The organism is Bacteroidota bacterium (assembly GCA_038746285.1).
GTDB lineage: Bacteria > Bacteroidota > Rhodothermia > Rhodothermales > JANQRZ01 > JANQRZ01.
Genome location: JBCDKT010000002.1, coordinates 120,133 through 145,984 on the forward strand (window position 1 = coordinate 120,133; position 25,852 = coordinate 145,984).

Below are 25,852 nucleotides of genomic sequence, written 5' to 3' on the forward strand. Positions count from 1 at the left end.
CACTCCGCTCTTCCCCGCCTTTTCTCCCCTCCGCTTCGCGCTGCCGCCTACCTTTGGCCCGCGATGTCCTCAATGCCCCTGCCTCCGCCCGACACGCTCGCACCCGGCGAGCGCACCGCGCACCGCTCGCCCTCGCTGCGCGGCTTGGTCGTGCCGGTGCTGCTGAGCGTCACGGTGCTAGGCCTCGTTCTCTATTTCACCTGGGAGCCGGACACGCTGGGCCGGATGACGCGCGGCCTGAACGCGGGGCTGCTTTGGCTGGCGTTCGGGATGGTCGGCGTGCGGATCCTGCTGGGCGGCGGCCGGCTGCGCTACATCTCGCACGGCACGCTCTCGCTCGTGGGCGGAATGCGCGGCGCGGTCGCGTGGGACTTTATGTCGGCCGTAACCCCGTCGGCCGTCGGCGGGGCGCCGCTGGCGGCCTACTTCGTGGCGAAGGACAACCGCATTCCGGTCGGCGAGGCGACGGCGATCCTGCTGTTCTCGATGCTGATGGACCAGATCTGGTTCGCGGTCTCGATCCCGTTTATCCTGCTCTCTTCGGTCTGGATCGAGGTGTTTCCCCCGTCGCTTGGCCTGGCCGGAGCGGGGACGCTGACGGTGTACTTCATCGGGATGATGCTGTGGGCGTGCTTCTTCGCCTACGCGACGCTCATCCGCCCACAGATTCTGGAGAGCGTGGCGACCTGGATCGTCCGGCTGAAATGGCTGCGCCGGTTCGAGGGCCGGGTCCGGCGCGAACTCGTCGAGTTGCGGCGGCGGGCGGCGGTGCTGCGCGGCCAGCCCCCGCACTTCTTCGTCATCGGCTTCTTCTGGTCGGCAGGCATCTGGCTGACGCGCTACGTGGCGCTGCTGCTGATCGTGCTCAGCGTCTACCCGCTTCTGGACGCCTTCACGTTCCTCGTCCGCACCGGCGGGATGATGCTCACCGCGATGGCGGTCCCCACGCCCGGCGGCTCCGGCGGGATCGAGGGGCTGTACGTGCTCTTCCTCGCCCCCCTCATCCCGAAGGCCATCGTCGGGGCGACGCTGCTGACGTGGCGGCTGATGGCCTACCACTTCTTCATCGCGGTCGGGTTCGTCATGACTGCCCTCGCGGTCAAGAGCCGCTTCGCTGGCCGGAACGGAGCCGACCGGAACGGGGCCGACCGGAACGGAGCCGACGCGGACGGCGTCGAGGCTCCACCGCCCGCGCCGCCCGCCCATGTCGAACCACTCCCCTGACGCCCTCGGCGTCGACGACCGCCGCGCTGACCTCGCGGCCTACGACTTCCGGCGCGTCCACCCGCGCCTCGCCTTTGGGACCGCCTCGGACCGCTACGCCGCGTGGATCGGGCAGGTCTACCCCGAGCGCTGGCAGAGCGAAATCCAGACCCGGAAGAAAAAGCTCGGCGGCCAGAGCTTCGAGGAGCGGCAGCTCCCGATTGCGTCCGTCGTCGACTATTTCAAGCACTTCTCGGTCCTGGAGATCGACTTCACGTTCTACCGACCGCTCCTGGAGGACGACAGCGAGCCGGGCAGCAACTACTTCGTGCTCCAGCAATACGCCGAGCACGCGCCCGGCGACGCGCGCTTTCTGCTGAAGGCCCCGCAAGCCTTCGCCGCGCGCACGCTGCGGCACGGCGGAAAAGGCGGGCCGCGCTACGAACCCAATCCGACCTACCTCGACGCCGACGCCTACACCCGGCAGTTCCTCGACCCGGCCGTCGAGCTTCTCGGCGAGCGCCTGCGCGGCATCCTCTTCGAGCAGGAATACACCCGCGTCGCCGAGAGTCCCGAGCCCGAGGCGTTCGTGGCAAACCTAGACGGGTTTTTCCGCAGGGTGCCGGACGAGGCCCAGACGCACCTCGAAGTCCGCTCGCCGCACCTGATCGTCCCGGCGTACGTCGACTGGCTGGAGGCGCGGGGCCTCGGGTTCGCCTTCAGCCACTGGCAGTACCTACCCTCGATCAAAGAGCAATGGGAGCGGACCGCCGGACGGCTCACGGCGGCCGACGGACACGTCGTGCTCCGGCTCCTCAACCCGCGTGGGACGTCGTACGCCGAGGCGTTTGCGCTGGCCTATCCGTTCGACGCGCCGGTGCCGAAGCTAGCCGAGACGAAGCAAGCGCGGCAGATGGTGGACGAGGCGACAGCCCTCGCCTACCGCGCTGCCGAGTCCGACCGGACGCTGAACGTGATCGCCAACAACCGGGCGTGGGGCAACTCCCCCGCCCTCGCCCAGGCCGTCGCCGCCCGCTTCCTCGACTTCGCCACTGCGCGTGGCGCGTGACCGACTAGGCTGCTCGGCGTAGCCGCAGGCGGGAGGCCTGTTCGGCCCCTTCCATCTCGGCGAGCGTGGCGAGGCGGTAGGCGTCGCGGCGGACGCGCTGCCGCCGGTCGAGCGCGGCCCACTGGAGGAGGCTGTTGAGCTGGAGCCGCAGCGCCGCCACCGTCTGCCGCCCGACCCCCTTGAGGCCGAGAAGTCGCCCGTCGTACGCCGCCCGTTCGAGCGCGTCGAGGGTCGTCACGCCGAGGTCGTCCACGATCTGGCGCGCGAGCGCCCGGCTGATGCCCGGCACCGAGGCGAAGAGGACGACGGGGTCGAAGGCGTCGTCGGCACGCGTGCGGCGCCCGAGGTAGCCGGTCTCGATGTAGCGGGCGATATGCGCGCTCAGACTCTCACCGACGCCGTGGATCTCCATGAGCGCGTTGACGCCGCGCTCGGCATAGACCTCGGCGAGCGGCGTGGCGTACTCGCGGATTGCCTGGGCCGCGTTGTGGTAGGCCCCGATGCGGTACGGGTTGGCGCCTCGCTCTTCGAGCACGTCGGCCATCTGGTCGAGGACGGCAGCGATCTGCTCGTTCGTCGGCGCGTCGGGGGCGACCGGTTCGGTCGCGGTGTTTTTCGTCGTGGTCATCGGTCTGCTCTGGCTGGTTAACCCCTCAGGATACGCAGGCCAAGTGCCACCGTTATGTCGCACCACTCCAGTATAACACAATCCCATCCTATTCGAACTGGCGGCGGAAATCGCTGAGTGCCTCGCGCAGCTCCTGAAGCTCAGCCTCTAGCCTCTCGACCCGCTCTTCCAGCGCCTCTACCCGGTCCCCTTTCTCCCGTGCCGATTGCATCGCGGGCGAGAAGCTCGACGACGGCGTCTCGCTTTCTTCGACCTCGGGGGTCCCGGCCAGCAGGTGTGCCCATCGCGCCTCTTTCCGGCCCGGCTGCACCGGCAGCTCCACCGCGAGCGGCTCCTCCCGCTCGGCCAACCCGTGCAGCGTCGCCTCGGCAACCTCCAGCGACGCAAACGCGTGCATCCGCCCCGTCCGCCCGCGCACCTCGCCTGCAGTCTGCGGCCCGCGCAGCATCAGCACCGCAAGCGCGGCGACGCCTGCTTCGCCAAGCCCAAAGTGGTGGTCGAGCAGGTGGCGGTATTTCGTAGACCGGCTGCCGGCGCGGTCGCTCGTCCCGGCGAGGCCGCGCCGTATCAGGCTGTCGAGCGCCGTTGCCACGGCGTGACCGTCGAGGTCCATCACCGGGTCGCGGCCCGTCTTCTGGTTGCAGGCGGCGACGAGCGCGTTGAGCGTCATCGGGTAGTAGTCCGGCGTGGCGAGCGCCTTCTCGGCGAGCGCTCCGACGACGCGGACTTCGGCGGGGTCAAGCGGGGTGTCCATCAGGCTTCCACGGTAGAGCGAACAAGGTCGTCAAAATACCCGTCCCACGTCGAAGGTGGCAGGGCAGAAAACGACATCGGCTCGCGCTTTGTCGGGTGCTCGACGGTCAGCCGGTAGCTGTGGAGCGCGAGGTTGCGCCCGTCGAATTCGCGCTTGGCCCCGTAGCGGAGGTCGCCGAGGATCGGGTAGCCGAGCGCGGCAAGCTGGACCCGAATCTGGTGCGCCCGCCCGGTCAGCAGTTCGACCTCGACGAGGCTGACTGCGCCCGATTTGGTACGGTTGCTCGCGAGCGCCTGCCAGCGCAGTTCGGCGCGCTTCCCCTGCGGGTGCCCCGGCTTGACGACGCGGACGTGCCGGTCGATTTTGGCGAGCCAGTCTTCCCGGCTTCCCTGCCCGGTGAGGCGGCCTTCGACGAGGGCGAGGTAGCGCTTCTGCGGGGTGCGGCGGCGGAACTGGTCGCTCAGGCGCGACGCCGACTTCGAGGTCCGGGCGAGGACCAGGACGCCGGAGACGGGCCGGTCGAGCCGGTGGACGAGGCCGAGAAAGACGTTGCCCAGCTTGTCAAATTTGTTTTTGAGGTGCGCTTTGCCGAGCGTCAGCAGGTCGGCGTCGCCGGTGTAGTCTTCCTGCACGAGCAGCCCTGCCGGCTTGGAGACGGCGAGCAGGTGGTTGTCGAGGTAGAGCACCTCGAACCGTGCGCCGTCTGCTCGCCTCACCGCGCCCTGCTCTGGACTATCGCGCATCGAAGAAATCCCACAGCACTTCGCTAGCCATGATCTCCTGGCTCGTACGCCCTACTAAAAAAGGCGGTAGCGGGTCCGTGAGGCTCCCCGGCCATGTGTGCCCCCCGCCCTCGACCCGGTAGAGCCGCACCGACGCCTGCTCGTCGCACGGCGCGGCGTCGTAAATCAGGACCTGCGTGCCGTCCGGCTCGGCGTCGATCGTCTCTGTCAGGCGCGGGGCCGGACAGCCGTTGAAACCGGCCCAGCGGCGGGCGGCATCCTCGATGCCGAGCATGTTTTCCTCCGGGTCACCGGCGTAGGGTACGAGCGTGTCTTCGGTGCCATGCACGAAGGCGACAGCCACCGGCTCACTCGGCCCCTGGGTGGTATCTAACTCGTCGGATACGGACCCAGCCACCGTCCCGATACCGCCGACGAGATCGGCTCGCTCGACGGCGAGGCGCTGCGCCATGAAGCCGCCGTTGGACATCCCCGCGGCGAAGACGCGGTCCGCTGGAATCGGGAAACGGTCGCGGACGCGCCGGACCACCTCGGCCAGGAAGCCAACATCGTCCACGCCGCGCTGGTCGGCAGGCGTGGTGCCTCGGCCGTCGGCCCAGCTTCGCGCCACGCCATCAGGGTAGACGACGACGAACCCCTCGCGGTCGGCGATCTCGCTGAAGCCGCTGAAGTCGCGCATGGAGGCCCCGCTGCCGAAGCGCCCGTGGAGCGCGAGCACGAGCGCGTCCGGCTCGGGCGTCGGGGGCAGGTGGACGAGCAGCGAGCGCGTGCGCCCGTCGTAGTCGACCTCGAGTGCGAACTCCCCAACACCTGTCGCGGCGTCGAGCGGGCCCCAGGCGCTTCCGCCCTCGGGCGGCGTGACCGGGGTCGTACAACCAGCGAGGACGGCTACAGCAGCAAGCGCGACAGAGAAACGCATAACACATCGGGGTTGGCAGAGACCCAAGCTACCACGCGTCGGCGCTCCGTCAACCCCGTACTGTTTCCGTGGCCTCGACCGGCTCGCCGAAGAACCGCAGCCCCGCAAGGAGTACGACCGCCGCGACGGGCAGGCAGAGCCACCACGGCACCCCGAAGCCCGCCGGCAGCGTCCCGAGCAGGATCGCCCCGGTCCCGACGAGGAGCGCGTACGGAAGCTGCGTGCGGACGTGGTCAATGTGGTCGCACCCCGAGGCGAGCGACGAGAGGATCGTCGTGTCCGAGATCGGCGAGCAGTGGTCGCCCCAGACGGCCCCGGCGAGGACGGCCGAGACCGACGAGTAAAGAATGTGGTAGTGCTCGGGTTCGGCCATGCCCTCGGCCGAAAGGACGCCCCACGCGAGCGGGACAACGAGCGGCATCAGGATCCCCATCGTCCCCCAGCTCGACCCCGTCGAGAAGGCCGTCGCGGCGGCGAGGAGGAAGACGAGCGCCGGGACGAGGCCGACCGCGAGGCTCCCCGAGAGCCTCAAGACCAGCCAGTCGGCCGTGCCGAGCGCGTCGTTGACGCCGGAGAGCGCCCATGCGAGGATCAGGATGATGATCGCCAAGAGCATCGCCTTCATCCCGGCGTACCACGCGTCGAGCGCCTCGGTGAGCGTCAGGATCCGCTGCCCGACCGAGAGCGCGACCGCGACGACGACCGCCAGGAGCGACGCCCACAGCATCGCCCGGTACGAGTCGGCCGACGAGATGATCTCGCGCACCGAGTCGCCCTCCCCCGTCGCGAAGAGCCCGCCGACGACCCCCACGATGAGGACGAGGATCGGGACGACGGCGTTGAGCGCGCGGGCGGGCGTCGACTCGTCGGGGACGAGGACGCTCGACTCGGCCTCGGCCTGCTCGATGTCCGAGCCGGGGCGGAAGAGCTGGCCGGTCTGCCGGGCGCGGCGTTCGGCGGCGAGCATCGGCCCGAAGTCGCGCTGCCACGCGGCGACGGCGAGGACGAAGAGGATCGCGAGGACCGGGTAGAAGCTGTAGGCGAGCGAGTTGAGGAAGACCGAGTACGCCGCCTCGTCGTAGCCGTCGATCCGGGCGACGGCCTCGCCGATCAGCCCGACCTCGTACCCGATCCACGTCGTCACGAGCGCGAGCGAGGCGATGGGCGCGGCGGTCGAGTCGACGATGTAGGCCAGCTTCTCGCGCGAGATGCGGAGCCGGTCCGTGATCGGCCGCATCGTCCCGCCGACAATGAGCGTGTTGGCGTAGTCGTCGAAGAAGATTGCCAGGCCGAGGAAGCTCGTCGCAAGCTGCCCCCGCCGCGCCGAACTCGCCCACGCCACGACCGCGCTGACGATCCCCTTCGTCCCCCCGTTCTTCTGGATGACCCCGACGACCCCGCCGATCATGAGCGTGAAGATGATGATCGCCGCGTGGTCCGCGTCGGCGAGGGCCTGGAGGACGTAGACCTGGACTGTGTCGAGGAGCCCGAGCCAGAGCCCGTCGATCCCGCCGCGCACGAGCCAAGCCCCGATCCAGATGCCTGCGAAGAGCGCTGCCACCACCTGCCGAAACGCGAGCGCCGCCGCAATCGCCACGAGGGCGGGGACGATGGAGAGCCACGTTGGGACCGGTTCGGCGGGTTCCTCGGCTGGCGGAGCCTCTAGCAGTACCGGCGCGTCGGGCGGCGCTGCCGGCGGCACACTCTGCGGCTCCACCTGCGCCCCGAGCGCAGTCAGCCCGGCGAGGCCGAGAAAAAGAACGAGGAGGGTGCGCTGTTGCATGGAGCTAAGAAGTCCGGTTCGCAGCCGGAAGTTAGCGCAACGGCCCCAATCCCTGTTGCCGATCCTCTTCCACGTCGTCCCCGCGCAGGCGGGGACCCATCGGCCGGTGCCAGCCAGTGGATCCCGGATCGGGGTCCGGGATGACGTACTTGGTAGTCCGAAGTAGCCCTCGTACTTCCGTCTTCGGCTATCACTTCAGCTTGCGGGGCACGTCCTTGCGCGAGGTCGTCATTCCCGGCAACTCTCAAGCGCATTCGGGTCACGTTCCAGTGTCTCCCGCGCTGCCCGCTCTAACTCTAGCAATTCAAGAACGACACCCTGTCCGACCACGCGAGCACCTTCACGCCACTCGAAAGGCATCCCTGACGTGACCTTTCCGTAGTGGCACTCTGGACTGAGGAGATGGAGATACGTCTCGAACGTCTGCCCCGGCTCAACCTGCTCAACACCGATGTATTCTGGCAGAGCGTCCCAGTCTCGACCGCTGTAGTAGAACTGAGGTCGGTAACCCCGAACAGCAGGTGTTTTTCGACCCCCTTCCTCAGTCAGGACAAGCGTAATCCGAGCGCGTATGTCGTATCGGAGTTCGATCACAACAGCCATTCATCCGCTCAGGCGCTCGGCGTTCTCGGCCATGCGGAGGGCGGCGATGATGGCGTCGAGGTCGCCGTTGAGGACGTCCTGGAGCGCGTGGTTCTTGTCGTCGCCCGTGAGGCGGTGGTCGGTGACACGGCTCTGGGGGTAGTTGTAGGTCCTGATCTTCTCGGACCGGTCGCCGGAGCCGACGAGGGCGCGGCGCTGCTCCGAGCGCTCAGCGTTGATCGCGTCGAGCTTGGCCTGGTAGAGCCGGCTGCGGAGGACGCGGAGCGCCTTGTCTTTGTTCTTGTGCTGGCTCTTCTCGTCCTGGCACGTCACCACGAGGCCCGTCGGTTTGTGGGTGATCCGCACGGCGGAGTCGGTCGTGTTGACCGACTGCCCGCCGGGGCCGGACGAGCGGTAGACATCGATTTCGAGGTCGTTGGCGTGGATCTCGACGTCCACCTCCTCGGCTTCGGGGAGGACGGCGACGGTCGCAGCGGAGGTGTGGATGCGGCCCTGGCTCTCGGTGGCGGGAACGCGCTGCACGCGGTGGACCCCGCTCTCGTACTTCATCGTCCCGAACACCTCGGGGCCTTTGACCGAGAGCGTGATTTCTTTGAACCCACCCTGCGCGCCCTCGGTGGCGTCCATCATCTCGATCTTCCAGCCGCGCTGCTCGGCGAAGCGGGTGTAGAGCCGGAGGAGGTCGCCGGTGAAGAGGCTGGCCTCGTCGCCGCCGGTGCCGGCGCGGATTTCGAGGATCGCGTCTTTGGCGTCGGCGGGGTCTTTGGGGATAAGCGCGAGGCGGAGCGCCTCCTCGGCCTTCGGCAGCTTCGCCTCGATGCCTTCGAGTTCGAGGGCGGCCATCTCGGCGAGTTCGGGATCGTCACCCCCAGCGAGTTCGCGGAGGTCGTCGGCTTCCTGCTGCAGCGCCTCGACGCGCTCGATCTTCGCCTTCAGGTCGGTCAGTTCCGAGTGCTCGCGCCCGAGGTCGGCAAGCTGCGTCGGGTCAGTGGCGACCTCAGGCGTCGCCATCAGGCGCTCGACCTCGGCGTGGCGGGCTTTGATGTCGCGGAGGGTCTCGTCGGGGATGGAGGTCATCGGCGGCGGGCATTAAACGGACGTAGGGGTTTGATTAATCAAACCCCTACGCCGGGAAAGGTACGAAACGTTTGCGTCCTACTCGACCGTGACGCTCTTGGCGAGGTTGCGCGGCTGGTCCACGTTACAGCCGCGCAGGACGGCGACGTAGTACGACAGCAGTTGGAGCGGGACGACGGTCAGCAGCGGCTCCAGGCACTCGAGCGAGCGCGGGACGTGGAGCACCACCTTGCACAGGTCGTCGAGCTCGTGGTTGCCCTCTTCGGTGATGGCGATCACGGCGCCTTCGCGGGCGGCGACCTCCTCGATCCCCGAGACCACCTTGTCGTAGATCGCGTCCTTCATCGCAATCACGACGACCGGCATGTGGCGGTCGATGAGGGCGATGGGGCCGTGCTTCATCTCGGCCGCCGGGTAACCCTCGGCGTGGATGTAGGAGATCTCCTTGAGCTTGAGCGCGCCTTCGAGCGCGACAGGGAAGTTGCAGCCGCGTCCGAGGTAGAGGAAGTTGTCGGCGGCCACGTAGTCCTGCGATAGCTTCTCGATCACCTCGCTCTGGGCGAGGACGCTGCGGATCTGGTCCGGGACGGCTGCGAGGCCTTGGAGGAAGGTGCGGAAGGTCTCGTCGCAGAGAGTCCCGCGCTCCTTGCCGACGGCGAGGGCGATCATCGTGAGCACGACCACCTGGGCCGTGAACGCTTTCGTGCTCGCCACCCCGATCTCCGGCCCAGCGTGGAGGTAGACGCCCGCGTCGGTCTCGCGGGCAATGGTCGAGCCGACCGTGTTGACGACGCCGAGCGTGAGGATGCCGGCCTCCTGCGCCTGCCGGACGGCGGCGAGCGTGTCGGCGGTCTCGCCGCTCTGGGAGATGACGAGGACCACGTCGCCGTCCTTGAGGATGGGGTCGCGGTAGCGGAACTCGCTGGCGTACTCGACCTCGACCGGGATGCGGGTGTGCTTCTCGATGAGGTACTCGCCGACGAGGGCGGCGTGCCACGAGGTGCCGCAGGCGCAGATGATGATGCGCTCGGCCCCGACGAGCTGGGGCATGACGTCGGTGAGCCCGCCGAGGCGGACCCGGTTGTCGCCGAGCAGGACGCGCCCGCGCATCGCGTTCTCGAGGACCTCGGGCTGCTCCATGATCTCCTTGAGCATGAAGTGCTCGTAGCCGCCCTTCTCGATCTCCTCCAGGTTCCACTCGAGGGCGTGGACCTCCTTCGCCACCGGCGCGCCGTCGATCCGGGAGACCTCGTAGCTGTCGCGGCGGACGACGGCCATCTCGCCGTCGTTGAGGTAGACCACCTTGCGCGTGTACTCGATGAACGGGCTGGCGTCGGAGCCGATGAAGTGCTCGCCCTCGCCAATCCCGAGCAGGAGCGGGCTGCCGTTGCGCGCCACGACGAGCATGTCGGGCTCGTCCTGGGAGACCGCGACGAGGCCGTAGGCGCCGTCGACCTGCGTCAGCGCCTGGCGGACGGCCTCGGCAAAGGAGAGGTTAGCCTCTTTCTGTACGTCGTCGATGAAGTGCGCCAGCACCTCGGTGTCGGTGTCGCTCTCGAACGCGTAGCCCTTCTCGGCGAGGCGCTTCTTGAGGACGGCGTAGTTCTCGATGATGCCGTTGTGGATGATTGCGAAGCGACCGCTGCCTGCGGTGTGCGGGTGGGCGTTGACGTCGTTCGGGACGCCGTGCGTAGCCCAGCGTGTGTGCCCCATCCCGACGGTGCCGTCGACGGGCTCACCGCTGAGGACCTGCTCGAGTTCGCTGACCTTACCCTCCTTCTTGCGCACCTTGACGGTGCCGTTGAGGACGGCGATGCCGGCGGAGTCGTAGCCGCGGTACTCGAGGCGCTTCAGTCCGGTGACGAGGATACCGCTGGCCTCGCGCTCGCCGATGTATCCGACAATGCCACACATAGAGGTAATATTCTAGGAAAGTGAAGGGAGGTGCGTCTGAAGCATAACGCAAGGCACCGGTCGATGCACGGCCTACACAGAGGTTTCGTGCGCCGCCCGCATCGGCCGGCCGACGGCGTCGGCCACGAGGCGGAGTTGCCGCATCATGTCGGAGAACTGCTCGACGAAAAGCGACTGGGGGCCGTCGGAGAGGGCGCGCGGGGGGTCCGGATGGACCTCGACGAGGAGGCCGTCGGCACCCACCGCCACGGCCGCCCGCGCGAGCGGGACGACCTTGTCACGCAAGCCCACGGCGTGGCTCGGATCGACGAATACGGGGAGGTGACTGCGCTGTTTGACGACCGGCACGGCGGAGAGGTCCAGCGTGTTGCGGGTGGAGGACTCGAAGGTGCGGATACCGCGCTCGCAGAGGATGACGTGCGGGTTGCCGCTTGCCATTACATATTCGGCGCTCATAAGCCACTCCTTAATGGTGGCACTGAGCCCTCGCTTGAGGAAAACTGGCGTCTCGGTCTGCCCCACGGCGCGGAGCAGGTCGAAGTTCTGCATGTTGCGCGCGCCGATCTGGAACACGTCGGCGTGGGCCGCGACGAGGTCCACCTGCGACGGCGTCATGACCTCGGTGATGACGCGGAGGCCGTGGCGGTCGGCGACGGTGCGGAGCAGACGGAGCCCTTCTTCGCCGAGCCCCTGGAACGAGTAGGGCGAGGTGCGCGGCTTGAAGGCCCCGCCGCGCAGAAACGTCGCGCCCTCGGCCGCCACGGCCGCCGCCGCCGCGTCGAGCTGCTCCTCGCTCTCGACCGAGCACGGCCCGGCCATGACGATGACCTCCTCGCCGCCGACCGCGACGCCCTTGACGTCGATCACCGTGTTCTCTTCCTGCCAGGACCGCCCGACGTACTTGTACGGGCTCGTGACGCGGGCCACGCTCGCGACGCCGCCGAGGATCTGGATGTGGCGCACGTCGAAGTCCGGCTGAACGCCCGCCGCACCGAGGACCGTCTGGTGCCCTCCGACGACGGGCTGCACCGCGAAGCCGTACGCTTCGAGGCGCTCGGTGACAGCGGCGACTTGGGCCTCGGTGGCCCGCTCCTGCATGACGACGATCATAAGCGTGGGGTGGCGAGAGTAGGCCGGGAGGTACGTTCCTGGCGGGGCCGGGTTCTGTGTCTACGGGTGTGGCACGACGCCTCCGTAGAGCGAGGCCACGCCGAACGTGAGGCGCTGCTCGCGCAGGCCGTCGAAGCCGGCCTCGGCCATCGCGCGGAGGAAGTCGTCGCCGTCGGGGAAGGCCTGGATGGACTCGGGGAGATAGGCGTAGGCCCCGCTGTCGCCCGAGACGGCGCGCCCGACACGCGGCAGGACCTGGCTGGAGTAGAACCCGTAGAGCTGCTTCATCGGGAAGGCGCGGGGTCGGCTGAACTCGAGGACGACGAGCGCCCCACCGGGGCGGAGGACGCGGCAGAGCTCCCGCAACCCGGCTCCGAGGTCCTCGAAGTTGCGGACCCCGAAGGCAACCAGGGCGAGGTCGAACGCGCCGTCCTCGAACGCCAGGTTCTCGGCGTCGCCGCGCTGGAGCGTGACCCGGTGGTCGAGCCGGCGCTCGCGGAGCTTGCCGCGCCCGACCTCCAGCATCTCCTCGGCGATGTCGACGCCGATCACCTCGCGCGGCCCGAGCTTGAGCGCCTCGACAGCGAGGTCGGCCGTGCCCGTGGCCACGTCGAGGACTCGGCGCGGCGGGCGGTCGAGCGCGGCCCCGGCCATCTTGACGGCCTGCTTGCGCCACCGGACATCGATGCCGAGCGAGAGGACGCGGTTGAGGAGGTCGTAGCGCGGCGCGATCGCGTCGAACATCGACTCGACCTCCTGCTTCTTGCCTGCGACTTCGCCGATGGGGGGTTTGTGGGACATGGGGTAGCTCTTGGCTTGTAGCTTCTGGCTTGTAGCTCTTGGCTACCGGCTTCCGGCTGAAGCCCGAGAGCCAACAGCCAGAAGCCGACAGCCAAGAGCGTTCAACTTAGCAGGTCACTGAGGTTTAGCAGCTCGTAGTCGATCTGCTTCTTGCGGTCGCAGACCTGGCGGATCGGGGTCAGCTTGACGTCGCCGTTGACGACGCCGACCATCACGCTGTCGTGCCCTTCGAGGAGTGCCGTGACGGCCGCCGAGCCGAGACGGCTAGCGAGGACGCGGTCGCGGGCCGTGGGCGAGCCGCCGCGCTGGACGTGCCCGAGGATGCACACGCGCAGGTCGATGGGTGCGAACGCCTCGTCCTCCTGAAGGGCCTCGGCGATCTTCACCGCCCCGCCCATGTCCTCGCCCTCGGCGACGACCACGATCGACGAGCGGAGCTGGCTCACCATGAGCGACAGGATGCGCTCCTTGATCGCCGACATCTGGGTGAGCGTCTCGGGGATCAGCACGAGCTCGGCCCCGCCGCCGATGCCGCAGTTGAGCGCGATGAAGCCCGCGTCCTGGCCCATCACCTCGATCAGGAACAGCCGGTTGTGCGCGTCGGCCGTGTCGCGGATGCGGTCGATGTTCTCGATGGCCGTGTTGAGCGCGGTGTCGTAGCCGACGGTCTCGTCGGTCCCGAAGAGGTCGTTATCGATCGTGCCCGGGCAGCCGACGACGGCGGTGCCGTGCTCCTCGTGGAGGAGCGCTGCGCCGCGCAGCGTGCCGTTGCCACCGATTGCGACGAGCGCGTCGATGCCGGCCGCGTGCAGGTTCTCCGCCGCCCGCGTCCGGCCCTCGGGCTGGCGGAAGGCGTCGGAGCGCGCCGTCTTGAGGATCGTCCCGCCCTTGCCGAGGATGTTCGAGACGCTCTGCCGGTCCATCTCCACGAAATCGCCCTCGATCAACCCAGCGTAGCCCTGCCGGATGCCGACGACTTCCAGCTCCTGCGCGACCGCGCGGCGGACGACCGCCCGGAGGCAGGCGTTCATGCCGGGCGCGTCGCCACCGGACGTGAGCACGCCGATTCGGAGAATGTCAGACATGGCAGGTCGGCTGAGCGATATGCGTAGGGGCGACCGGCCGGCCGCCCCCATGGTGAGGCGTAAAATACGGCGGTTTCTTCAACCGCTGGTGCCGGGCGCAAGCGGCCGAGCGACGATAATGCCCGTCTGGACGCGGTTGCCGGCGATGTAGTCCGCGAGGTCGTCGGAGACCTTGACCTCGCCGGTGAGCGAGGCGTGGAGGAAGCCGGTCCGCTCGCCGTCTTTGAGCACAAACCCGGTGTGGGTCACGTCGAGGCCGTCGATGTCGGTCGCGGTGGCGATGATGTCGCCCGCTTCGAGTTGACCGTAGATGCCCCGGATGTCGTCCTGTGGCACGTAGTAGAGGTCGTGACCGCGCAGCCCGGCCTCCACGCCCTCGATGCAGGCAAAGAGGCTGTCGCTCCGAGCATCGCCCGCGGCGAGCTTCGGGTAGGCCTCGCGGTGCCCGCTGATGAAGTCGATAGTCTTGTCGAACGGCTCGCCGACGTCCTGGGTGATGAGGCGGACGTTGCCGCGGGCGTCGTTGTCGCGCATCCAGTCGGTGAAGTAGTGGAGGCGGCTGCAGTAGCCGTCGAGCGCGCCGCCCCGGTAGCGGAGCGCTTCGAGGTTGGCCACGTAGGCGTCGTAGCTCGGCGTCCCGGCCTGCACAGCCTGGGCGATGGCGAGGACGTTCTCGACGTACGTCACACAGTCGAACCCCGTGAGGTCGACGACGAGCGCCTCCTCGGCGGTCCGGTCGAGCGCGCCCTCGACGTAGGGCCGCCCGAGGAGTTGGAGCCCGACGGCCTGCACGATCTCGCCGAGCGGGCGCGCTACGAGGTTCTGCTCCTGGGCGTAGGCCACGACCGCCTCAAACGTCTGCGCCGTCGAGGAGTCCGGCGCGGCAGGTGCGTCCACGGCCTCCGCCTGCGCGATGGGTGCCGCGACCGGCTCCTCCGCCGGCTCGGAGGCGCAGGCGGTGAGGAACAGAGCAGCGAAAACGATGGACGGTACGCGGTTCATGGGAGCACATAACGTGAACGAGGGTGGTAGTACGCCGCGCTGCTGCCGTTTGTCCGCGTGCCGGGTTAAAACTTCGTTCAGTCCCACCGCGCCTTCACCGCGAGCGCTTCGGCCAGCCGCCGCTCGTACTCAGTGCGCGGAATCTCGACCGCGCCGAAGCGGGCGAGGTGCGGCGTGACGAACTGCACGTCGAGGAGCCTGAACCCGCCCTGCCGAAGCCGGCGGACGAGGTGGACGAGCGCCACCTTCGACGCGTCGCGCGCGCGGTGGAACATCGACTCGCCGAAGAACGCCCCGCCGAGCGCGACGCCGTAGAGCCCGCCAACCAGCTCGCCCTCCTGCCAGCACTCGACCGAGTGCCCGAACCCGAGCCGGTGCAGCGCGGTGTAGGCCGCCACGACCTCGTCCGAGATCCAGGTCGTCTCCCGGTCTGGCGCCGGAGCTGCGCACGCCCGCATCACCGCCTCGAACGCCCGGTCCGCCGTCACCTCGAACGCGGCGCGGCGGACCAGCTTCGCGAGGTTCTTCGGGACGTGGAACCCGCCGAGCGGGAGCACGCCACGCGGGTCAGGGGCGTACCAGTAGACGGCGTCGCCCTCGTCGGGGTCGGCCATCGGGAAGAGGCCGCGCCGGTAGGCGTAGAGCAGGAGGTCGGGCGTGAGTGGCGGATCGGCCACGGGGCGTAGTTTACAGTTTACGGTTCCTAGTTTCCTAGTTCAGCGCACCGATCAGTCTTGCCGAACCAGAACGCGAAGCCTTGCCGCAGGCAAACTAGGAACCACAAACTAGAAACCATCATGCAATTCCAGGCCCTCGTCCACGACCGCACGGTCGACCTCGCGCTCGACGGCACCGATCTGACCGTAGACGGCGAGGCCGTCGAGGCCCGCGTCGAGCGCATCGCCGAGCGCGAGGTGCTCCTCCTCCTCGACGGGCAGAGCTACTCGTTCACCGCCGAGCCGCAGCGCGACGGCACGCTCGCCCTCACTCACGCCGGGCAACGCCTCCAGGTCAGACTCAAGAACGAACGCGACCTCCTCCTCGAGCAGTTCGGCATGGACACCAGCGACTCCGCCGCCGAGCGCGAACTCCGCGCTCCGATGCCGGGCCTCGTCCTCTCCGTCCTCGCCGAGCCGGGCCAGGAGGTGCCCGAAGGCACGGGCCTCGTCGTGCTGGAGGCGATGAAGATGGAGAACGAACTCCGCGCCGCCGCCGCCGGCACCGTCGCCACCGTCCACGTCGAGCCCGGCCAAGCGGTCGGTAAGAACGACCTCCTGGTTTCATTCGCCGAATAGCTGATTGAGTGATTGGCTGATTGTGGCTCCCAATCACCCAATCAGTCATTCCCCAATCACCCAATGGTTCTGGTTACCGGCGCAACTGGTTTCCTCGGCTCGGTCCTCGTCCGCCAGTTGTTGGGCGCGGGCGAGACCGTCCGCATCCTGCGCCGCGGGACCTCGTCACTCGATCTGCTCGGCGAACGCGCACACCACGTCGAGCACGCGGTCGGGGACGTGACCGACGGGGCAAGCGTCCGGGCGGCGATGGAGGGCGTCCGGTGCGTGTACCATGCGGCGGCGTTCGTCGGGTTTGGCGGGAGGAAAGATGCCGAGCGCCTGCACGCGGTCAACGTGGCGGGCACGGCCCACGTCGCCGACGCGGCGCGCGAGGCCGGAGTGCGGCGCCTCGTCCTCACCTCCAGCCAGGCCGCGTTCGGCCGGCCGGAGAAGGAGGGCGCGGTGATCGACGAGACGGCAGAGTGGACCGTCTCGCGGATGAACACGGCCTATGCCCGGAGCAAGCACGCGGCCGAGCTAGAGGTGCACCGCGCGGTCGCCGAAGGGCTCGACGCCGTGATCGTCAACCCGGCCGTGATCTTCGGGCCAGGCCGCGCGGGCGAGAACACGACGGAGATCGTAGACCGGGTGCGGCGCGGGCGGATGCCCGTCGCCCCGGCGGGCGGGACGAGCGTCGTCGACGTGGAGGACGTGGCGGCCGGGCACCGGGCCGCGATGGCGCGCGGCGAGACCGGCGAGCGCTACTTCCTCGGGTCGGAGAACCTCCGCTGGAAAGAGATCTTCGGCACCCTGGCCGAGGCGTTCGGCGTGCCAGGGCCGAAGCTGGTCCTCGCGCCGGGCCTGGCGATGGCCGCCGGGAGCCTGTCCGAAGCCGCCGCCCTCGTCACGCGCCAGCGCCCGACGCTGACGCGCGAGACGGCGCGCATCTCGGGCCGGGCCTACCGCTACAGCAACCGCAAGGCGCGCGAGGAGCTAGGCGTCACCTTCCGCCCCTTCCGCGCCACCGCCGAGCGCATCGCCGCCAGCTATGCTCGCTGAAAGCCAAGTGGGGGCAGGAGTATGAGTTTCATCTGGATGGCCGTGAGTGCCTCCGTATTGCTCCTCCAATCGACGATCTCGCTCTGCTTCGATACCGGCCTCGCCCAATCGTTCGAGATCGCTGAGATAAGCCTCATACAGTTCAGGCAACTTTGATATGGCGGTCATTTCGTCTCCGTAATGATGTACCAGAATACGCCACCAGCCCCACGCACTACAGCGGATAACACAGCGCATCTCAACCCATGTCAGCCAGGATAGGCTAGGCATCATGGGGTCTCTGCCTCCAGCATGAATAACGCCCCAGCGGTACCCATCCAGATGAATAGCCACTTTCTCAAGTGAACGCTCACCCACATACATATGGGGCCGACAAGCAATAGAGGCGAGGATCTGTGAAAACGTTACCTCATCTGATTCCGTGATTTTATCTTCGCTCATGGTGTTATTCAGAGGCGTCGGAGAGGGTTGGAGCGCTTCAATGCCGCGCGTCGAAGCCGAGGACGGCGGGGAGCAGCATCACCCCGACGCCGAGGAGGATCATCACGAGCTGCCACACAGACTTCGTCGCCGGCACGCTGTGGTGGTGGTGCAGCTCCGGGATGAGGTCGCTCCCGGCGACGTAGAGGAACGACCCGGCCGTCAGCGGGAGCAGGTAGTCCGCGTAGCCCTCGACCTGCGACCCGACGACGAGCGAGACGACGGCCCCGACCATCGCCGCGAGAGCCGAGAGGAAGTTGTAGGCCAGCGCCCGCTTCGGCTCCATTCCGCCGTAGACGAGCACCCCGAAGTCGCCGATCTCCTGCGGGATCTCGTGGAGCATCACCGCCGCCGTCGTCACGACGCCTGCCGGGACAGAGACGAGGTAGGCCGCCGCGATCACCGCCCCGTCGATCAGGTTGTGGGCCGCGTCGCCGACGAGGTTCATCGTCGCAAACGGCTTGACCGGCGGGGGCTCGGCGTCGAGCGCGGCGGCGACCTCGTGCTCGGCGGCGACGCCCGCCACGCCGTGGTCGTGCCGCCAGTGGAGGAACTTCTCGAGGACGAAGAACGCGATCACGCCGGCGAGGACGAGCAGGCTCGCCGTCTGGTCGCCGAGCGCGGCGAAGGACCTCGGGATGAGGTGGATCACCGCTCCCCCGAGCATCGCCCCGACGGCGAACGAGACGAGGAGGAAGACGATCCGCTCCAGCCGCGCCGCGTTGAGCGAGAGCGTGAACACGCCGACGAGCGAGACGAGGCTGACAAGGAGCACGCTGCCGAGCGCGTAGAGCCAGAGGTCCATCGGCGGAGGTCCGTCGGAGATGCAGATGAAGGCGGAGGGCCTACTGCCGGGCAGAGCCTTTGTTCTAGGCAGCGTTCTCCTGCTCGCGGAGCGAAGCGTCCCGGAGCCGGAAGCGCTGGAGCTTGCCGGTCTGCGTGCGCGGGAGGGCGTCCAGGAAAGCAACGGCGCGGGGGTACTTGTACGGCGCGATCTCGGCCTTGACGAAATCCTGCAGCTCCGCCACGAGTGCATCGCTCGCCTCCACCCCCTCGCGGAGCACGATGAACGCCTTGACGAGGTGCCCCCGCGCCTCGTCCGGTACGCCGACCACCCCGCACTCGCCGACCGCGTCGTGCGTCAGGAGCACGCTCTCGACTTGCAGCCCGGAGACGTTGTAGCCCGAGGTGATGATCATGTCGTCGGTGCGCGACTGGTAGTGGAAGTAACCGTCGTCGTCCACGAGGTAGGCGTCGCCGGGGTAGTTCCAGCCGTCCCGGACGTAGGTCCGCTGCCGTTCGGGGTCGTCGAGGTAGCGGCAGCCCGTCGGGCCGCGCACGGCGAGGAGGCCGACCGTCCCGGGGGGGACCTCGTTGCCGTTCTCGTCCACAACTTTTGCTTCGTAGCCGGGAATAGGCTTACCGGTCGTACCGGGCTTGATCTGGTCTTTCGGCGCGGAGAGGAAGATGTGCAGCATCTCGGTCGAGCCGATGCCGTCGATGATCTTGATGCCGGTCGCTTCGTGCCACGCGTGGAAGGTCGGGGCCGGGAGCGGCTCGCCGGCCGAGACGCACTGCCGTAGGCTGGAAACGTCGAACGCGTCGAGACGGTCGAGCATCGCCCGGTAGGCCGTCGGCGAGGTGAAGCAGACCGTCGCGCCGAAGTCGTGGATCGTCTGGAGGATCGCCTCGACGCTCGGCTTCGGGATGAACGCGCACGAGGCCCCGACCCGCATCGGGAACAGCAGGTCGCCGCCCAGGCCGAAGGTGAACGCGAGCGGCGGCGACCCGATCACGATGTCGTCCGGCCCGAGGTCGAGGCAGGAGGCCGGGAAGGCGTCGCAGATGGCGAGCACGTCGCGGTGGAAGTGCGCTGTCGCCTTCGCCTTGCCGGTCGTGCCGGACGTGAACCCGATCAGCACTACGTCGTCGGCGGCGGTGTCGACGGCCTCGAAGTGGTCCGGCTTCGAGGCCATCCGGGCTTCGAGGTCGTGGTCCGTGTCGGCATAGAAGTAGGCGACGGAGGTCAGGAGGTCGGTCTCACCCTGGGTTTTGCCTAGTTCGTCGCGGAAGCGGGCGTCGCAGAGGGCGTGGCTGACGCGGGCCTTCTCTACGGTGTAGGTCAGCTCGTACGAGCGCAGCAGCGGCATCGTCGTCACGCAGATGCCGCCGGCCTTGACGACGGCGAACCAGCACGCGGCCAGGCGCGGCGTGTTCGGCCCGCGCAGGAGCACCCGGTTGCCGGGGACGAGGTCGAGATCGTCGACGAGGACGTGCGCGATGCGGTTGACCTCGGCGAGGAACGCAGCGTAGGTCTGCGTCCCCTCGGCCGTGCGGAAGAGCGGGCGGTCGGCGTGCCCGGCGTCCACGGCGCGCTCGAGGAGTTCGACGGCGCAGTTGAGGCGCGGCGGGTAGGCGAAGGTGCCGCCAAGCAGGAGGTCCGGCCACAGGTCGTGCGGCGGGAGGTGGTCGCGGGCGAAAGGGTCGCGGTGGGCAGAAGGCTCCATCGGCTCAGCGTCAGGTCTGTTTCTGAGCATACGGTACGACTGCCGTGGCCTCAATTTCCACTAGGGCACCCGGTTCGAGCAGGTCGGCGACCTCGACGAGCGTCATCGCCGGGTAGCGCGGCCCGATCACGGTGCGGTACACCTGCCCGATCTCGGCGAGGGCCGCGTTGTAGGCGTGCTTGTCGGTGACGTACCACGTCATCCGGGCGACGTGCTCCGGCCCGGCCCCGCCCTCGCGCAGCACGGCGAGGATGTTGCGCAGCGCCTGCTCCGTCTGCGCCGCGAGGCCGTCGGCGAGCCGCTCGTCGGCGTCCCACCCGATCTGCCCCGCGACGAACAGCAGCCGCCCCTCAGCGAGGATGCCGTTGGCGTAGCCCTTCGGTCGCGGCCAGTCTGGCGGTTGGAGAGTAGTCATGGCTGGAGAATGAAAGGCGTGGAAGGAATGGAGGGCAAGGAATCGAAGCGGCTGTGCTTCAGCCTGTATTTTCTTCCGCTCTTTCGCTCCTCCGGTCTTCCGCTCTCAGAAGCTGCCGGGCGATGACGAGGTGCTGGACTTCGGTCGCGCCCTCGTAAATGCGGAGCGGGCGGATGTCGCGGTAGAGGCGCTCTACGACCGAGCCGACCGTCACGCCGTGCCCGCCGAAAAGCTGAACCGCTGTGTCGATCACACGCTGCGCGGCTTCGGTAGCGTACGCCTTCGCCATCGCCGCCTCTTTCGTTACGCGTTCGGCCCCGGCGTCTTTGGTCCACGCGGCGCGGTAAACCATGAGCGCGCTCGCGTCGATCTCGGTCGCCATCTGCGCGAGTTGGCTCTGGACGACGGGCAGGTCGGCGAGCGTCCCGCCGAAGAGTTCGCGTCGGCGGACGTGGCCGAGGGCTTCGCCGAGCGCCCGGCGGGCGAAGCCGAGCGCGGCGGCTCCGACCGTCGTGCGGAACACGTCGAGCGTCGAGAGCGCGATCCGCATCCCCTGCCCCACCTCGCCAATCAGCGAAGAGCGCGGCACGCGGCAGTCGGCGAAGCGGAGCGTCCCGAGCGGGTGCGGCGCGATGAGCGGGATGTCGGCCGCGACTGTCAGGCCGGGCGTGTCGGCATCGACGACGAACGCGCTGAGGCCCTTCGACCCCTCGCCGGTCCGGGCAAACACGGTGTAGAAATCGGCGATGCCCGCGTTCGAGATCCAGGTCTTCTCGCCGCTGAGCACGAAGGCGTCGCCGTCCGGCGTGGCCGTCGTGGCGAGGGCCGACACGTCTGACCCAGCCTCTGCTTCCGAGAGCGCAAACGCGGCGATCTTTTTGCCCTGGGCGACGGCGGGCAGGTAGGCGTCGCGCTGCGCGTCGGTGCCGAAGAGCGAGACCGGCCCGGCCCCGAGGCCCTGCATCGCAAAGGCGAAGTCGGCGAGCGCCGAGCGGTAGCCGAGCGTCTCGCGTGCGAGGCAGAGGCTCCGCACGTCGAGCCGCTCGTGCCGACCGGCGGGCGCGGGGACGCAGAGCGTGAGCCACCCCGCCTCGCCCAGCGCCCGGACGAGCAGCCGGCACGCCTCCGCGTCGTCTTCCGGTGCCTCATCGACGTGCGCCTCCGCCCACGCGTCGAGGTCGCGCGCGAGGCCGCGGTGACGGTCCTCGAAAAACGGTAGGGCGAGATGGGTCACAGGACAGAGGACAGAGGACAGAGGACAGAAAGGTAGTCGCGGAGCGCGACGGGGTCGGCAAATTTCGCGGTTTTTATTCCACTCTCCCACTCCCTCAGTCCCACTCCCTCAGTCGCCCTCGAAGGTGGGACGTTCTTTGGCGACGAAGGCGCGGTAGGCCCGCTCGAAGTCGCGCGTCTGCATGCAGATCGCCTGGGCCTGGGCCTCGGCCTCGATGGCCTGCTCGATGCCCATGCTCCACTCCTGGTCGAGCATCGTCTTGGTCATCATGTGGGCGAAGGTCGGGCCGTGGGCGAGCCGGTGGGCCAGCTTTTGGGCCTGCTCCAATACGTCGCCCGACTCGGCAAGTTGGTTGTAGAAGCCCCACGCGTGGGCCTCGGTGCCGCTCACCGAGCGGCCGGTGTAGAGCAGTTCGGCGGCACGGCCCTGGCCGATGATGCGAGGCAGAATCGCGCACGCCCCCATGTCGCACCCCGCGAGGCCGACGCGGGTGAACAGAAAGGCCACCTTGCTCTCCGGCGTCCCGACGCGGAGGTCGGACGCCATCGCCATGATCGCCCCCGCACCGACGCACACGCCGTCGATGCTCGCGATGACCGGCTGCGGACAGCCCTTGATCGCCTTGACGAGGTCGCCCGTCATCCGGGTAAACCGGAGGAGCGCCGGCATGTCCATCTCCGTCAGCGGCCCGATAATCTCGTGCACGTCGCCTCCGGAGGAGAAGTTGCCGCCCGCGCCTTCGAGCACGACCGCCTTGACCTCGTCGGCGTAGACGAGCGCGCGGAAGGTGTCGCGCAGCTCAGCGTAGCTCTCGAACGTGAGCGGGTTCTTCCGCTCCGGACGGTTGAGGGTGACCGTGGCGACGCGGTCGGCGAAGGACCAGCGGAAGTGCTCGGGGGCGAAGGTCGTGGGGTCGAGCGAAGCAGTAGCCATGCCCGGAATAAACGGACGAACCGGGCCAAAAGAAAAGAGGGGCGGGTGCTCACTCGGCACCCCGGCCAAGAGCGCTATACCTCGCCGCCGGCCACGACGAGCGCGTGCCCGGTGACGGCGGCCTGCTCGGGGTGGCACAGCCACGCGACGGCGCTCGCCACCTCCTCCGGCGAGAGCATCCGCTCGAGCGGGCTCTGCCGCTCGAACCCGGCCCGAAGCTCCTCCGCCGAGCGCCCGGTCTTCTCGGCGAGCGCCCCGACCGAATCCGCGACGAGGTCGGTGTCGGTGTAGCCCGGGCAGACGGCGTTGACGGTGACGCCGGTCTTGGCGACTTCGAGCGCGAGCGCCCGCGTCAGCCCGACGAGGCCGTGCTTGGCCGCGCAGTAGGCCGCGACGTACGGGTAGCCCTTCATCCCGGCCGTCGAGGCGACATTGACGATGCGCCCGTGCCCCGCCTCGGTCATGCCGGGCAACGCGTGGCGGATGCAGCGGTAGGCGCTCGTCAGGTTGACATTGAGCATGGCGTCCCACCGGTCGGGTGGCATCGCAGCGAGCGGGACGCTGTCGACGGCCCCGGCGTTGTTAACGAGGATCGCCACCGGCCCGAGCGCACCGCGGGCGGCGGCGAAGGCCGCCTCGACCTGCGCCTCGTCGGTCACGTCGGCCGGCACCGCCGCAAAGGCTTGCGGGTGGGCGTCGTCGAGTTCGCCCGCGAGCGCGCGGAGCGGCTCCGGCGTCCGGCCGAGGAGCGAGACCGACGCCCCCATCGCGGCCAGCCGCCGGACAATCGCGGCTCCGATCCCCCGCCCGCCGCCGGTGACGACGGCGTGGAGGTCGGCGAGCGGGCGCGGCGTGTCAGGCATCGGAGTGGGCATAGGGGGTTGGTGGTTCTGCACTGAAGCGAGGGCCTCTCCCGTCCGAACGCGTCGGCGGGAGAGGCCCTTTGCGTTGCCGCTTTGGCTACCGGACTAGCGCAGCAGCGTCAGGCGCTGCGTCTGCGAGCGGCCGGCTTCGGTGGTCAGGCGCGCGACGTAGGCACCGCTCGGCAAGTCCGTCGCGTCGAAGACGAGGCGGTGCAGCCCGGCCTCGAACCGGCCCTCGGCCAGCACGGCCACCTCGCGGCCGAGCACGTCGAAGACCGCCAGCCGCACCTCCGCGGCCTCCGTCAGTTCGACCGGCAGGATGGCCGTCCGGGTGAACGGATTCGGGTAGGCCGCGCCGAGCGCGAAGCCCGCCGGACCCGAGGCGCGCGCCGACACCGCTTGCTCGGTCTCGTCCCACGTCCCAGCTTTGTCAACGGCCCATGACGGAGCATCACCCGGGCCGCCCGTCGTGATTTGGAGGTCGAACGTCTCGGTGTCCACGGCCGCGTTCGGGAATTGGCCGACACTCAGCGTGTAGGTGTAGCTCCCGGAAGGAGCGGGATCCGGAATGGGCTGCACAAACGCCTGACTGATGGTCGCACCAGCCGGCACCGTGCCACTCTGGATGAGCCCCTGCGCCACCGTGCTGCCTCCACTCGTGGCCGTGAACCAGAGGTCCCCCGAAGCCGCGCTGCCGGTGTTGTTGGCGACTGCGTAGTCGAACGTCACCGATCCCCCGGACGCGACGACAATTGGGGAACCGCCCGGCGAGGTGTTGACCGCGGTCAGGTCGAAGTTCGGCGACACGCCCGAGTCTACCGACAGTTCGGCGACGCGGGTGGCGTACTCGTTGGAGGAGGTCGACGGCATGTACTCGGTCGTGAACCAGAACGAGCGGTCGTCCGAGGGGTCAACCGACATCATGCTGTAGTCGCCCCACCGCGAGCGGCCGCCGAAGTTGCCGGTCTGCACGCCGCCGCCGGTCTGAATCTCGGTCTCCGGCACGTTCAAGACACCCGTTCCGCTCTGGTCTGCCGTCTGGGCAGCGAAGCGGATCGCGGGGAAGAGGCTAGAACCCGAGACCGAGTAGCCGACGGCGATGTCGCCGGCTCCGTTCATCGCCACCGATCCCATCCAGCGGTTGAGGCCGTCGTTCGGCGCATACGTGCCCTGCTGGTAGAGGTCCCAGCCGGAGCCGCTGTTGCCCGCGCCGTTGCGGAGTTCGTACCACCGGACGCCGGCTCGCTCGCCGAAGCCGGGCTGCACGTCCACGGTGTGGTTGAGCACGAGCGTCTGCCGGTCGCCGAAGTTCCGGTACTGCGCCCGGTGCATCAGCCGGTCGCCGATCACCTCCAGCCCGGCCCCCGGTGACGGCTGCGGAATCGTGCCGGAGTACGGGCTGTAGGGCGCGACCGTCGGCTCGTCGAGCAGCGAGAACGTCGAGGCCGAGGGGTTCGCCCAGTTCACGTCGAGGGCGAACACCTCAAGGTCGGTCCCGTCGGGCAGGCCGGGGAACAGGCCGGGGGTCCCGGCGGGCGGAGCCGCGCCGTCCGCGTCGGCGGGGAGAAAGCCGCCAGCCGTGTTGCTCGGAATCGTGAAGAACACGGCGTCGGCCGGGAGGCCCTGGAGCATCGCGTCGCGCTCGAAGGCCATCGCCTCCTGGCGGAAGGGACCGTCGAAGAAGATGTTAGCCGTCGCGTAGTAGGCATCCGACCAGACTCCGATTTTGGGGTAGTCCGGGAAGTAGTCCAGCGTGAACTCGTACTGGTGGTACGACCCCGTCGGGTCGGGCGTCGTCGAGACGGCGAAGCAGAGGGCGAAGTCGCCGAAGCCGAAGAGGCCCTCGATCATGAACTGCATCGCCACCCAGCGGTCGGCCATCTCGTCGTAGAGGATGATCGGGTCGCCGTCGTTGCGGAAGTCGCACGGGCCGCCGAGTCCCTGCCAGAAGAAGTTGCCCGCGACCGGCCCGAGGAGCGTGGTACCCTGCTTGTCGTAGAACTGGGCGGTGCCATTGATCCACTGCACGTAGTGGTTCGGCCCCACGTCGCCGTTGGTGTCGGGCGGGAAGATGAACGGCGACTCGGCCTGGGGGATACCCTCGAAGTTCTGGACCACCGTCCCGGTGGCGCTGCTGTTCCGGCCTGCCGCGCCGGTGTCGAGGACGGAGTCCGTGAGATCGGGACTTTCCGGGCGCTGGCCCTTGTCGGCGAAGCTGTGGAACTTGTTCGGGACCACTGCCGGGACCAGCGTCCGGGCTTGGCCTGGCCGGTCCGGCAAGGTGCGCAGCGGCTCCGACGTGTTGACGCGGCTCGCGGAGATCACGCGCGGCGCGGTCTCCTGGGCGTACGCGGGCGCGGCCAGCAGGCAGGCGAGGGCCATCAGAAGTCCCG

Annotated in this window: 24 protein-coding genes; 4 read left to right on the plus strand and 20 right to left on the minus strand. The window is 68.7% G+C overall.

The window, feature by feature from the left end:
• The first annotated feature begins 72 nt into the window (after nt 1-72).
• Both AAGI91_01325 and AAGI91_01330 read left to right on the plus strand, forming a co-directional pair.
• Nucleotides 73-1,224: a lysylphosphatidylglycerol synthase transmembrane domain-containing protein gene (locus tag AAGI91_01325; protein MEM1041246.1), complete on the plus strand. Its 1,152-nt coding sequence runs from the start codon at nt 73-75 to the stop codon at nt 1,222-1,224.
• On the plus strand, nt 1,205-2,272 hold the full coding sequence (locus AAGI91_01330; protein MEM1041247.1) for a DUF72 domain-containing protein: 1,068 nt from the start codon (nt 1,205-1,207) through the stop codon (nt 2,270-2,272). The genes AAGI91_01325 and AAGI91_01330 overlap by 20 nt, the downstream gene beginning before the upstream one ends.
• A gap of 4 nt (nt 2,273-2,276) precedes the next feature.
• On the opposite strand, the gene AAGI91_01335 is transcribed toward AAGI91_01330, so the two are convergent.
• The 13 genes from AAGI91_01335 to aat all read right to left on the minus strand — a co-directional run bounded on the left by AAGI91_01335 (nt 2,277) and on the right by aat (nt 15,368).
• The gene (locus tag AAGI91_01335) at nt 2,277-2,900 is read right to left on the minus strand and encodes a helix-hairpin-helix domain-containing protein (protein MEM1041248.1); all 624 of its coding nucleotides are present in this window, start codon (nt 2,898-2,900) and stop codon (nt 2,277-2,279) included.
• 88 nt (nt 2,901-2,988) lie between these two features.
• Nucleotides 2,989-3,654 (minus strand): DUF480 domain-containing protein, encoded by a 666-nt coding sequence (locus tag AAGI91_01340; protein ID MEM1041249.1) that lies wholly within the window; start codon nt 3,652-3,654, stop codon nt 2,989-2,991.
• Nucleotides 3,654-4,397 (minus strand): RNA pseudouridine synthase, encoded by a 744-nt coding sequence (locus AAGI91_01345; protein MEM1041250.1) that lies wholly within the window; start codon nt 4,395-4,397, stop codon nt 3,654-3,656. Before AAGI91_01345 ends, AAGI91_01340 begins: the two co-directional genes overlap by 1 nt.
• Nucleotides 4,387-5,316 carry a PHB depolymerase family esterase gene (locus AAGI91_01350; GenBank protein ID MEM1041251.1) on the minus strand — a complete coding sequence of 310 codons (930 nt, stop codon included), beginning with the start codon at nt 5,314-5,316 and terminating at the stop codon, nt 4,387-4,389. The genes AAGI91_01345 and AAGI91_01350 overlap by 11 nt, the downstream gene beginning before the upstream one ends.
• A gap of 49 nt (nt 5,317-5,365) precedes the next feature.
• Nucleotides 5,366-7,099 carry a Na+/H+ antiporter NhaC family protein gene (locus AAGI91_01355; protein MEM1041252.1) on the minus strand — a complete coding sequence of 578 codons (1,734 nt, stop codon included), beginning with the start codon at nt 7,097-7,099 and terminating at the stop codon, nt 5,366-5,368.
• A gap of 228 nt (nt 7,100-7,327) precedes the next feature.
• Nucleotides 7,328-7,702 carry an elongation factor Tu gene (locus AAGI91_01360; protein MEM1041253.1) on the minus strand — a complete coding sequence of 125 codons (375 nt, stop codon included), beginning with the start codon at nt 7,700-7,702 and terminating at the stop codon, nt 7,328-7,330.
• A complete protein-coding gene (gene prfA, locus AAGI91_01365; GenBank protein MEM1041254.1) occupies nt 7,703-8,779 on the minus strand; it encodes a peptide chain release factor 1 in 1,077 nt (358 codons plus the stop codon).
• Nucleotides 8,780-8,857: 78 nt separating this feature from the next.
• The gene (glmS, locus tag AAGI91_01370) at nt 8,858-10,693 is read right to left on the minus strand and encodes a glutamine--fructose-6-phosphate transaminase (isomerizing) (GenBank protein MEM1041255.1); all 1,836 of its coding nucleotides are present in this window, start codon (nt 10,691-10,693) and stop codon (nt 8,858-8,860) included.
• A 72-nt stretch (nt 10,694-10,765) separates the two neighbouring features.
• The gene (gene aroF / locus AAGI91_01375; protein ID MEM1041256.1) at nt 10,766-11,803 is read right to left on the minus strand and encodes a 3-deoxy-7-phosphoheptulonate synthase; all 1,038 of its coding nucleotides are present in this window, start codon (nt 11,801-11,803) and stop codon (nt 10,766-10,768) included.
• 60 nt (nt 11,804-11,863) lie between these two features.
• Nucleotides 11,864-12,604 carry a bifunctional demethylmenaquinone methyltransferase/2-methoxy-6-polyprenyl-1,4-benzoquinol methylase UbiE gene (gene ubiE / locus AAGI91_01380; GenBank protein MEM1041257.1) on the minus strand — a complete coding sequence of 247 codons (741 nt, stop codon included), beginning with the start codon at nt 12,602-12,604 and terminating at the stop codon, nt 11,864-11,866.
• A gap of 101 nt (nt 12,605-12,705) precedes the next feature.
• Complete coding sequence (gene pfkA / locus AAGI91_01385; protein MEM1041258.1) at nt 12,706-13,680, minus strand: 6-phosphofructokinase; 975 nt, start codon at nt 13,678-13,680, stop codon at nt 12,706-12,708.
• An 87-nt stretch (nt 13,681-13,767) separates the two neighbouring features.
• A complete protein-coding gene (locus tag AAGI91_01390) occupies nt 13,768-14,691 on the minus strand; it encodes an N-acetylmuramoyl-L-alanine amidase-like domain-containing protein (GenBank protein MEM1041259.1) in 924 nt (307 codons plus the stop codon).
• 77 nt (nt 14,692-14,768) lie between these two features.
• On the minus strand, nt 14,769-15,368 hold the full coding sequence (gene aat, locus AAGI91_01395) for a leucyl/phenylalanyl-tRNA--protein transferase (protein ID MEM1041260.1): 600 nt from the start codon (nt 15,366-15,368) through the stop codon (nt 14,769-14,771).
• 120 nt (nt 15,369-15,488) lie between these two features.
• Between aat and AAGI91_01400 the strand changes: the two genes are divergently transcribed.
• A complete protein-coding gene (locus AAGI91_01400) occupies nt 15,489-15,986 on the plus strand; it encodes a biotin/lipoyl-containing protein (protein ID MEM1041261.1) in 498 nt (165 codons plus the stop codon).
• Nucleotides 15,987-16,049: 63 nt separating this feature from the next.
• On the plus strand, nt 16,050-17,027 hold the full coding sequence (locus AAGI91_01405; GenBank protein ID MEM1041262.1) for an SDR family oxidoreductase: 978 nt from the start codon (nt 16,050-16,052) through the stop codon (nt 17,025-17,027).
• Between the two features lie 478 nt (nt 17,028-17,505).
• On the opposite strand, the gene AAGI91_01410 is transcribed toward AAGI91_01405, so the two are convergent.
• The 7 genes from AAGI91_01410 to AAGI91_01440 form a co-directional block, all read right to left on the minus strand.
• Nucleotides 17,506-18,312 (minus strand): ZIP family metal transporter, encoded by an 807-nt coding sequence (locus tag AAGI91_01410; protein MEM1041263.1) that lies wholly within the window; start codon nt 18,310-18,312, stop codon nt 17,506-17,508.
• Nucleotides 18,313-18,376: 64 nt separating this feature from the next.
• Entirely contained in the window at nt 18,377-20,014 is a 1,638-nt protein-coding gene (locus AAGI91_01415; protein ID MEM1041264.1) for an AMP-binding protein, read from the minus strand.
• A gap of 10 nt (nt 20,015-20,024) precedes the next feature.
• Nucleotides 20,025-20,429, minus strand: a complete 405-nt coding sequence (locus AAGI91_01420) for a RidA family protein (protein ID MEM1041265.1) — start codon at nt 20,427-20,429, stop codon at nt 20,025-20,027.
• A gap of 58 nt (nt 20,430-20,487) precedes the next feature.
• Nucleotides 20,488-21,663: an acyl-CoA dehydrogenase family protein gene (locus tag AAGI91_01425; protein ID MEM1041266.1), complete on the minus strand. Its 1,176-nt coding sequence runs from the start codon at nt 21,661-21,663 to the stop codon at nt 20,488-20,490.
• 108 nt (nt 21,664-21,771) lie between these two features.
• Nucleotides 21,772-22,596: an enoyl-CoA hydratase family protein gene (locus tag AAGI91_01430; GenBank protein MEM1041267.1), complete on the minus strand. Its 825-nt coding sequence runs from the start codon at nt 22,594-22,596 to the stop codon at nt 21,772-21,774.
• Nucleotides 22,597-22,670: 74 nt separating this feature from the next.
• A complete protein-coding gene (locus AAGI91_01435) occupies nt 22,671-23,459 on the minus strand; it encodes an SDR family NAD(P)-dependent oxidoreductase (protein ID MEM1041268.1) in 789 nt (262 codons plus the stop codon).
• A gap of 105 nt (nt 23,460-23,564) precedes the next feature.
• Nucleotides 23,565-25,841, minus strand: a complete 2,277-nt coding sequence (locus AAGI91_01440) for a T9SS type A sorting domain-containing protein (protein ID MEM1041269.1) — start codon at nt 25,839-25,841, stop codon at nt 23,565-23,567.
• Between the last annotated feature and the right edge of the window lie 11 nt (nt 25,842-25,852).

Excerpts from the sequence above, each read along its gene's own strand:
- AAGI91_01325 (MEM1041246.1), top strand. The coding sequence starts at position 73 with ATGCCCCTGCCTCCGCCCGACACGCTCGCACCCGGCGAGCGCACCGCG.
- AAGI91_01330 (MEM1041247.1), top strand. The coding sequence starts at position 1,205 with ATGTCGAACCACTCCCCTGACGCCCTCGGCGTCGACGACCGCCGCGCT.
- AAGI91_01335 (MEM1041248.1), bottom strand. The coding sequence starts at position 2,900 with ATGACCACGACGAAAAACACCGCGACCGAACCGGTCGCCCCCGACGCG.
- AAGI91_01340 (MEM1041249.1), bottom strand. The coding sequence starts at position 3,654 with ATGGACACCCCGCTTGACCCCGCCGAAGTCCGCGTCGTCGGAGCGCTC.
- AAGI91_01345 (MEM1041250.1), bottom strand. The coding sequence starts at position 4,397 with ATGCGCGATAGTCCAGAGCAGGGCGCGGTGAGGCGAGCAGACGGCGCA.
- AAGI91_01350 (MEM1041251.1), bottom strand. The coding sequence starts at position 5,316 with ATGCGTTTCTCTGTCGCGCTTGCTGCTGTAGCCGTCCTCGCTGGTTGT.
- AAGI91_01355 (MEM1041252.1), bottom strand. The coding sequence starts at position 7,099 with ATGCAACAGCGCACCCTCCTCGTTCTTTTTCTCGGCCTCGCCGGGCTG.
- AAGI91_01360 (MEM1041253.1), bottom strand. The coding sequence starts at position 7,702 with ATGGCTGTTGTGATCGAACTCCGATACGACATACGCGCTCGGATTACG.
- prfA (MEM1041254.1), bottom strand. The coding sequence starts at position 8,779 with ATGACCTCCATCCCCGACGAGACCCTCCGCGACATCAAAGCCCGCCAC.
- glmS (MEM1041255.1), bottom strand. The coding sequence starts at position 10,693 with ATGTGTGGCATTGTCGGATACATCGGCGAGCGCGAGGCCAGCGGTATC.
- aroF (MEM1041256.1), bottom strand. The coding sequence starts at position 11,803 with ATGATCGTCGTCATGCAGGAGCGGGCCACCGAGGCCCAAGTCGCCGCT.
- ubiE (MEM1041257.1), bottom strand. The coding sequence starts at position 12,604 with ATGTCCCACAAACCCCCCATCGGCGAAGTCGCAGGCAAGAAGCAGGAG.
- AAGI91_01390 (MEM1041259.1), bottom strand. The coding sequence starts at position 14,691 with ATGAACCGCGTACCGTCCATCGTTTTCGCTGCTCTGTTCCTCACCGCC.
- AAGI91_01400 (MEM1041261.1), top strand. The coding sequence starts at position 15,489 with ATGCAATTCCAGGCCCTCGTCCACGACCGCACGGTCGACCTCGCGCTC.
- AAGI91_01405 (MEM1041262.1), top strand. The coding sequence starts at position 16,050 with ATGGTTCTGGTTACCGGCGCAACTGGTTTCCTCGGCTCGGTCCTCGTC.
- AAGI91_01410 (MEM1041263.1), bottom strand. The coding sequence starts at position 18,312 with ATGGACCTCTGGCTCTACGCGCTCGGCAGCGTGCTCCTTGTCAGCCTC.
- AAGI91_01415 (MEM1041264.1), bottom strand. The coding sequence starts at position 20,014 with ATGGAGCCTTCTGCCCACCGCGACCCTTTCGCCCGCGACCACCTCCCG.
- AAGI91_01420 (MEM1041265.1), bottom strand. The coding sequence starts at position 20,429 with ATGACTACTCTCCAACCGCCAGACTGGCCGCGACCGAAGGGCTACGCC.
- AAGI91_01430 (MEM1041267.1), bottom strand. The coding sequence starts at position 22,596 with ATGGCTACTGCTTCGCTCGACCCCACGACCTTCGCCCCCGAGCACTTC.
- AAGI91_01435 (MEM1041268.1), bottom strand. The coding sequence starts at position 23,459 with ATGCCTGACACGCCGCGCCCGCTCGCCGACCTCCACGCCGTCGTCACC.
- AAGI91_01440 (MEM1041269.1), bottom strand. The coding sequence starts at position 25,841 with ATGGCCCTCGCCTGCCTGCTGGCCGCGCCCGCGTACGCCCAGGAGACC.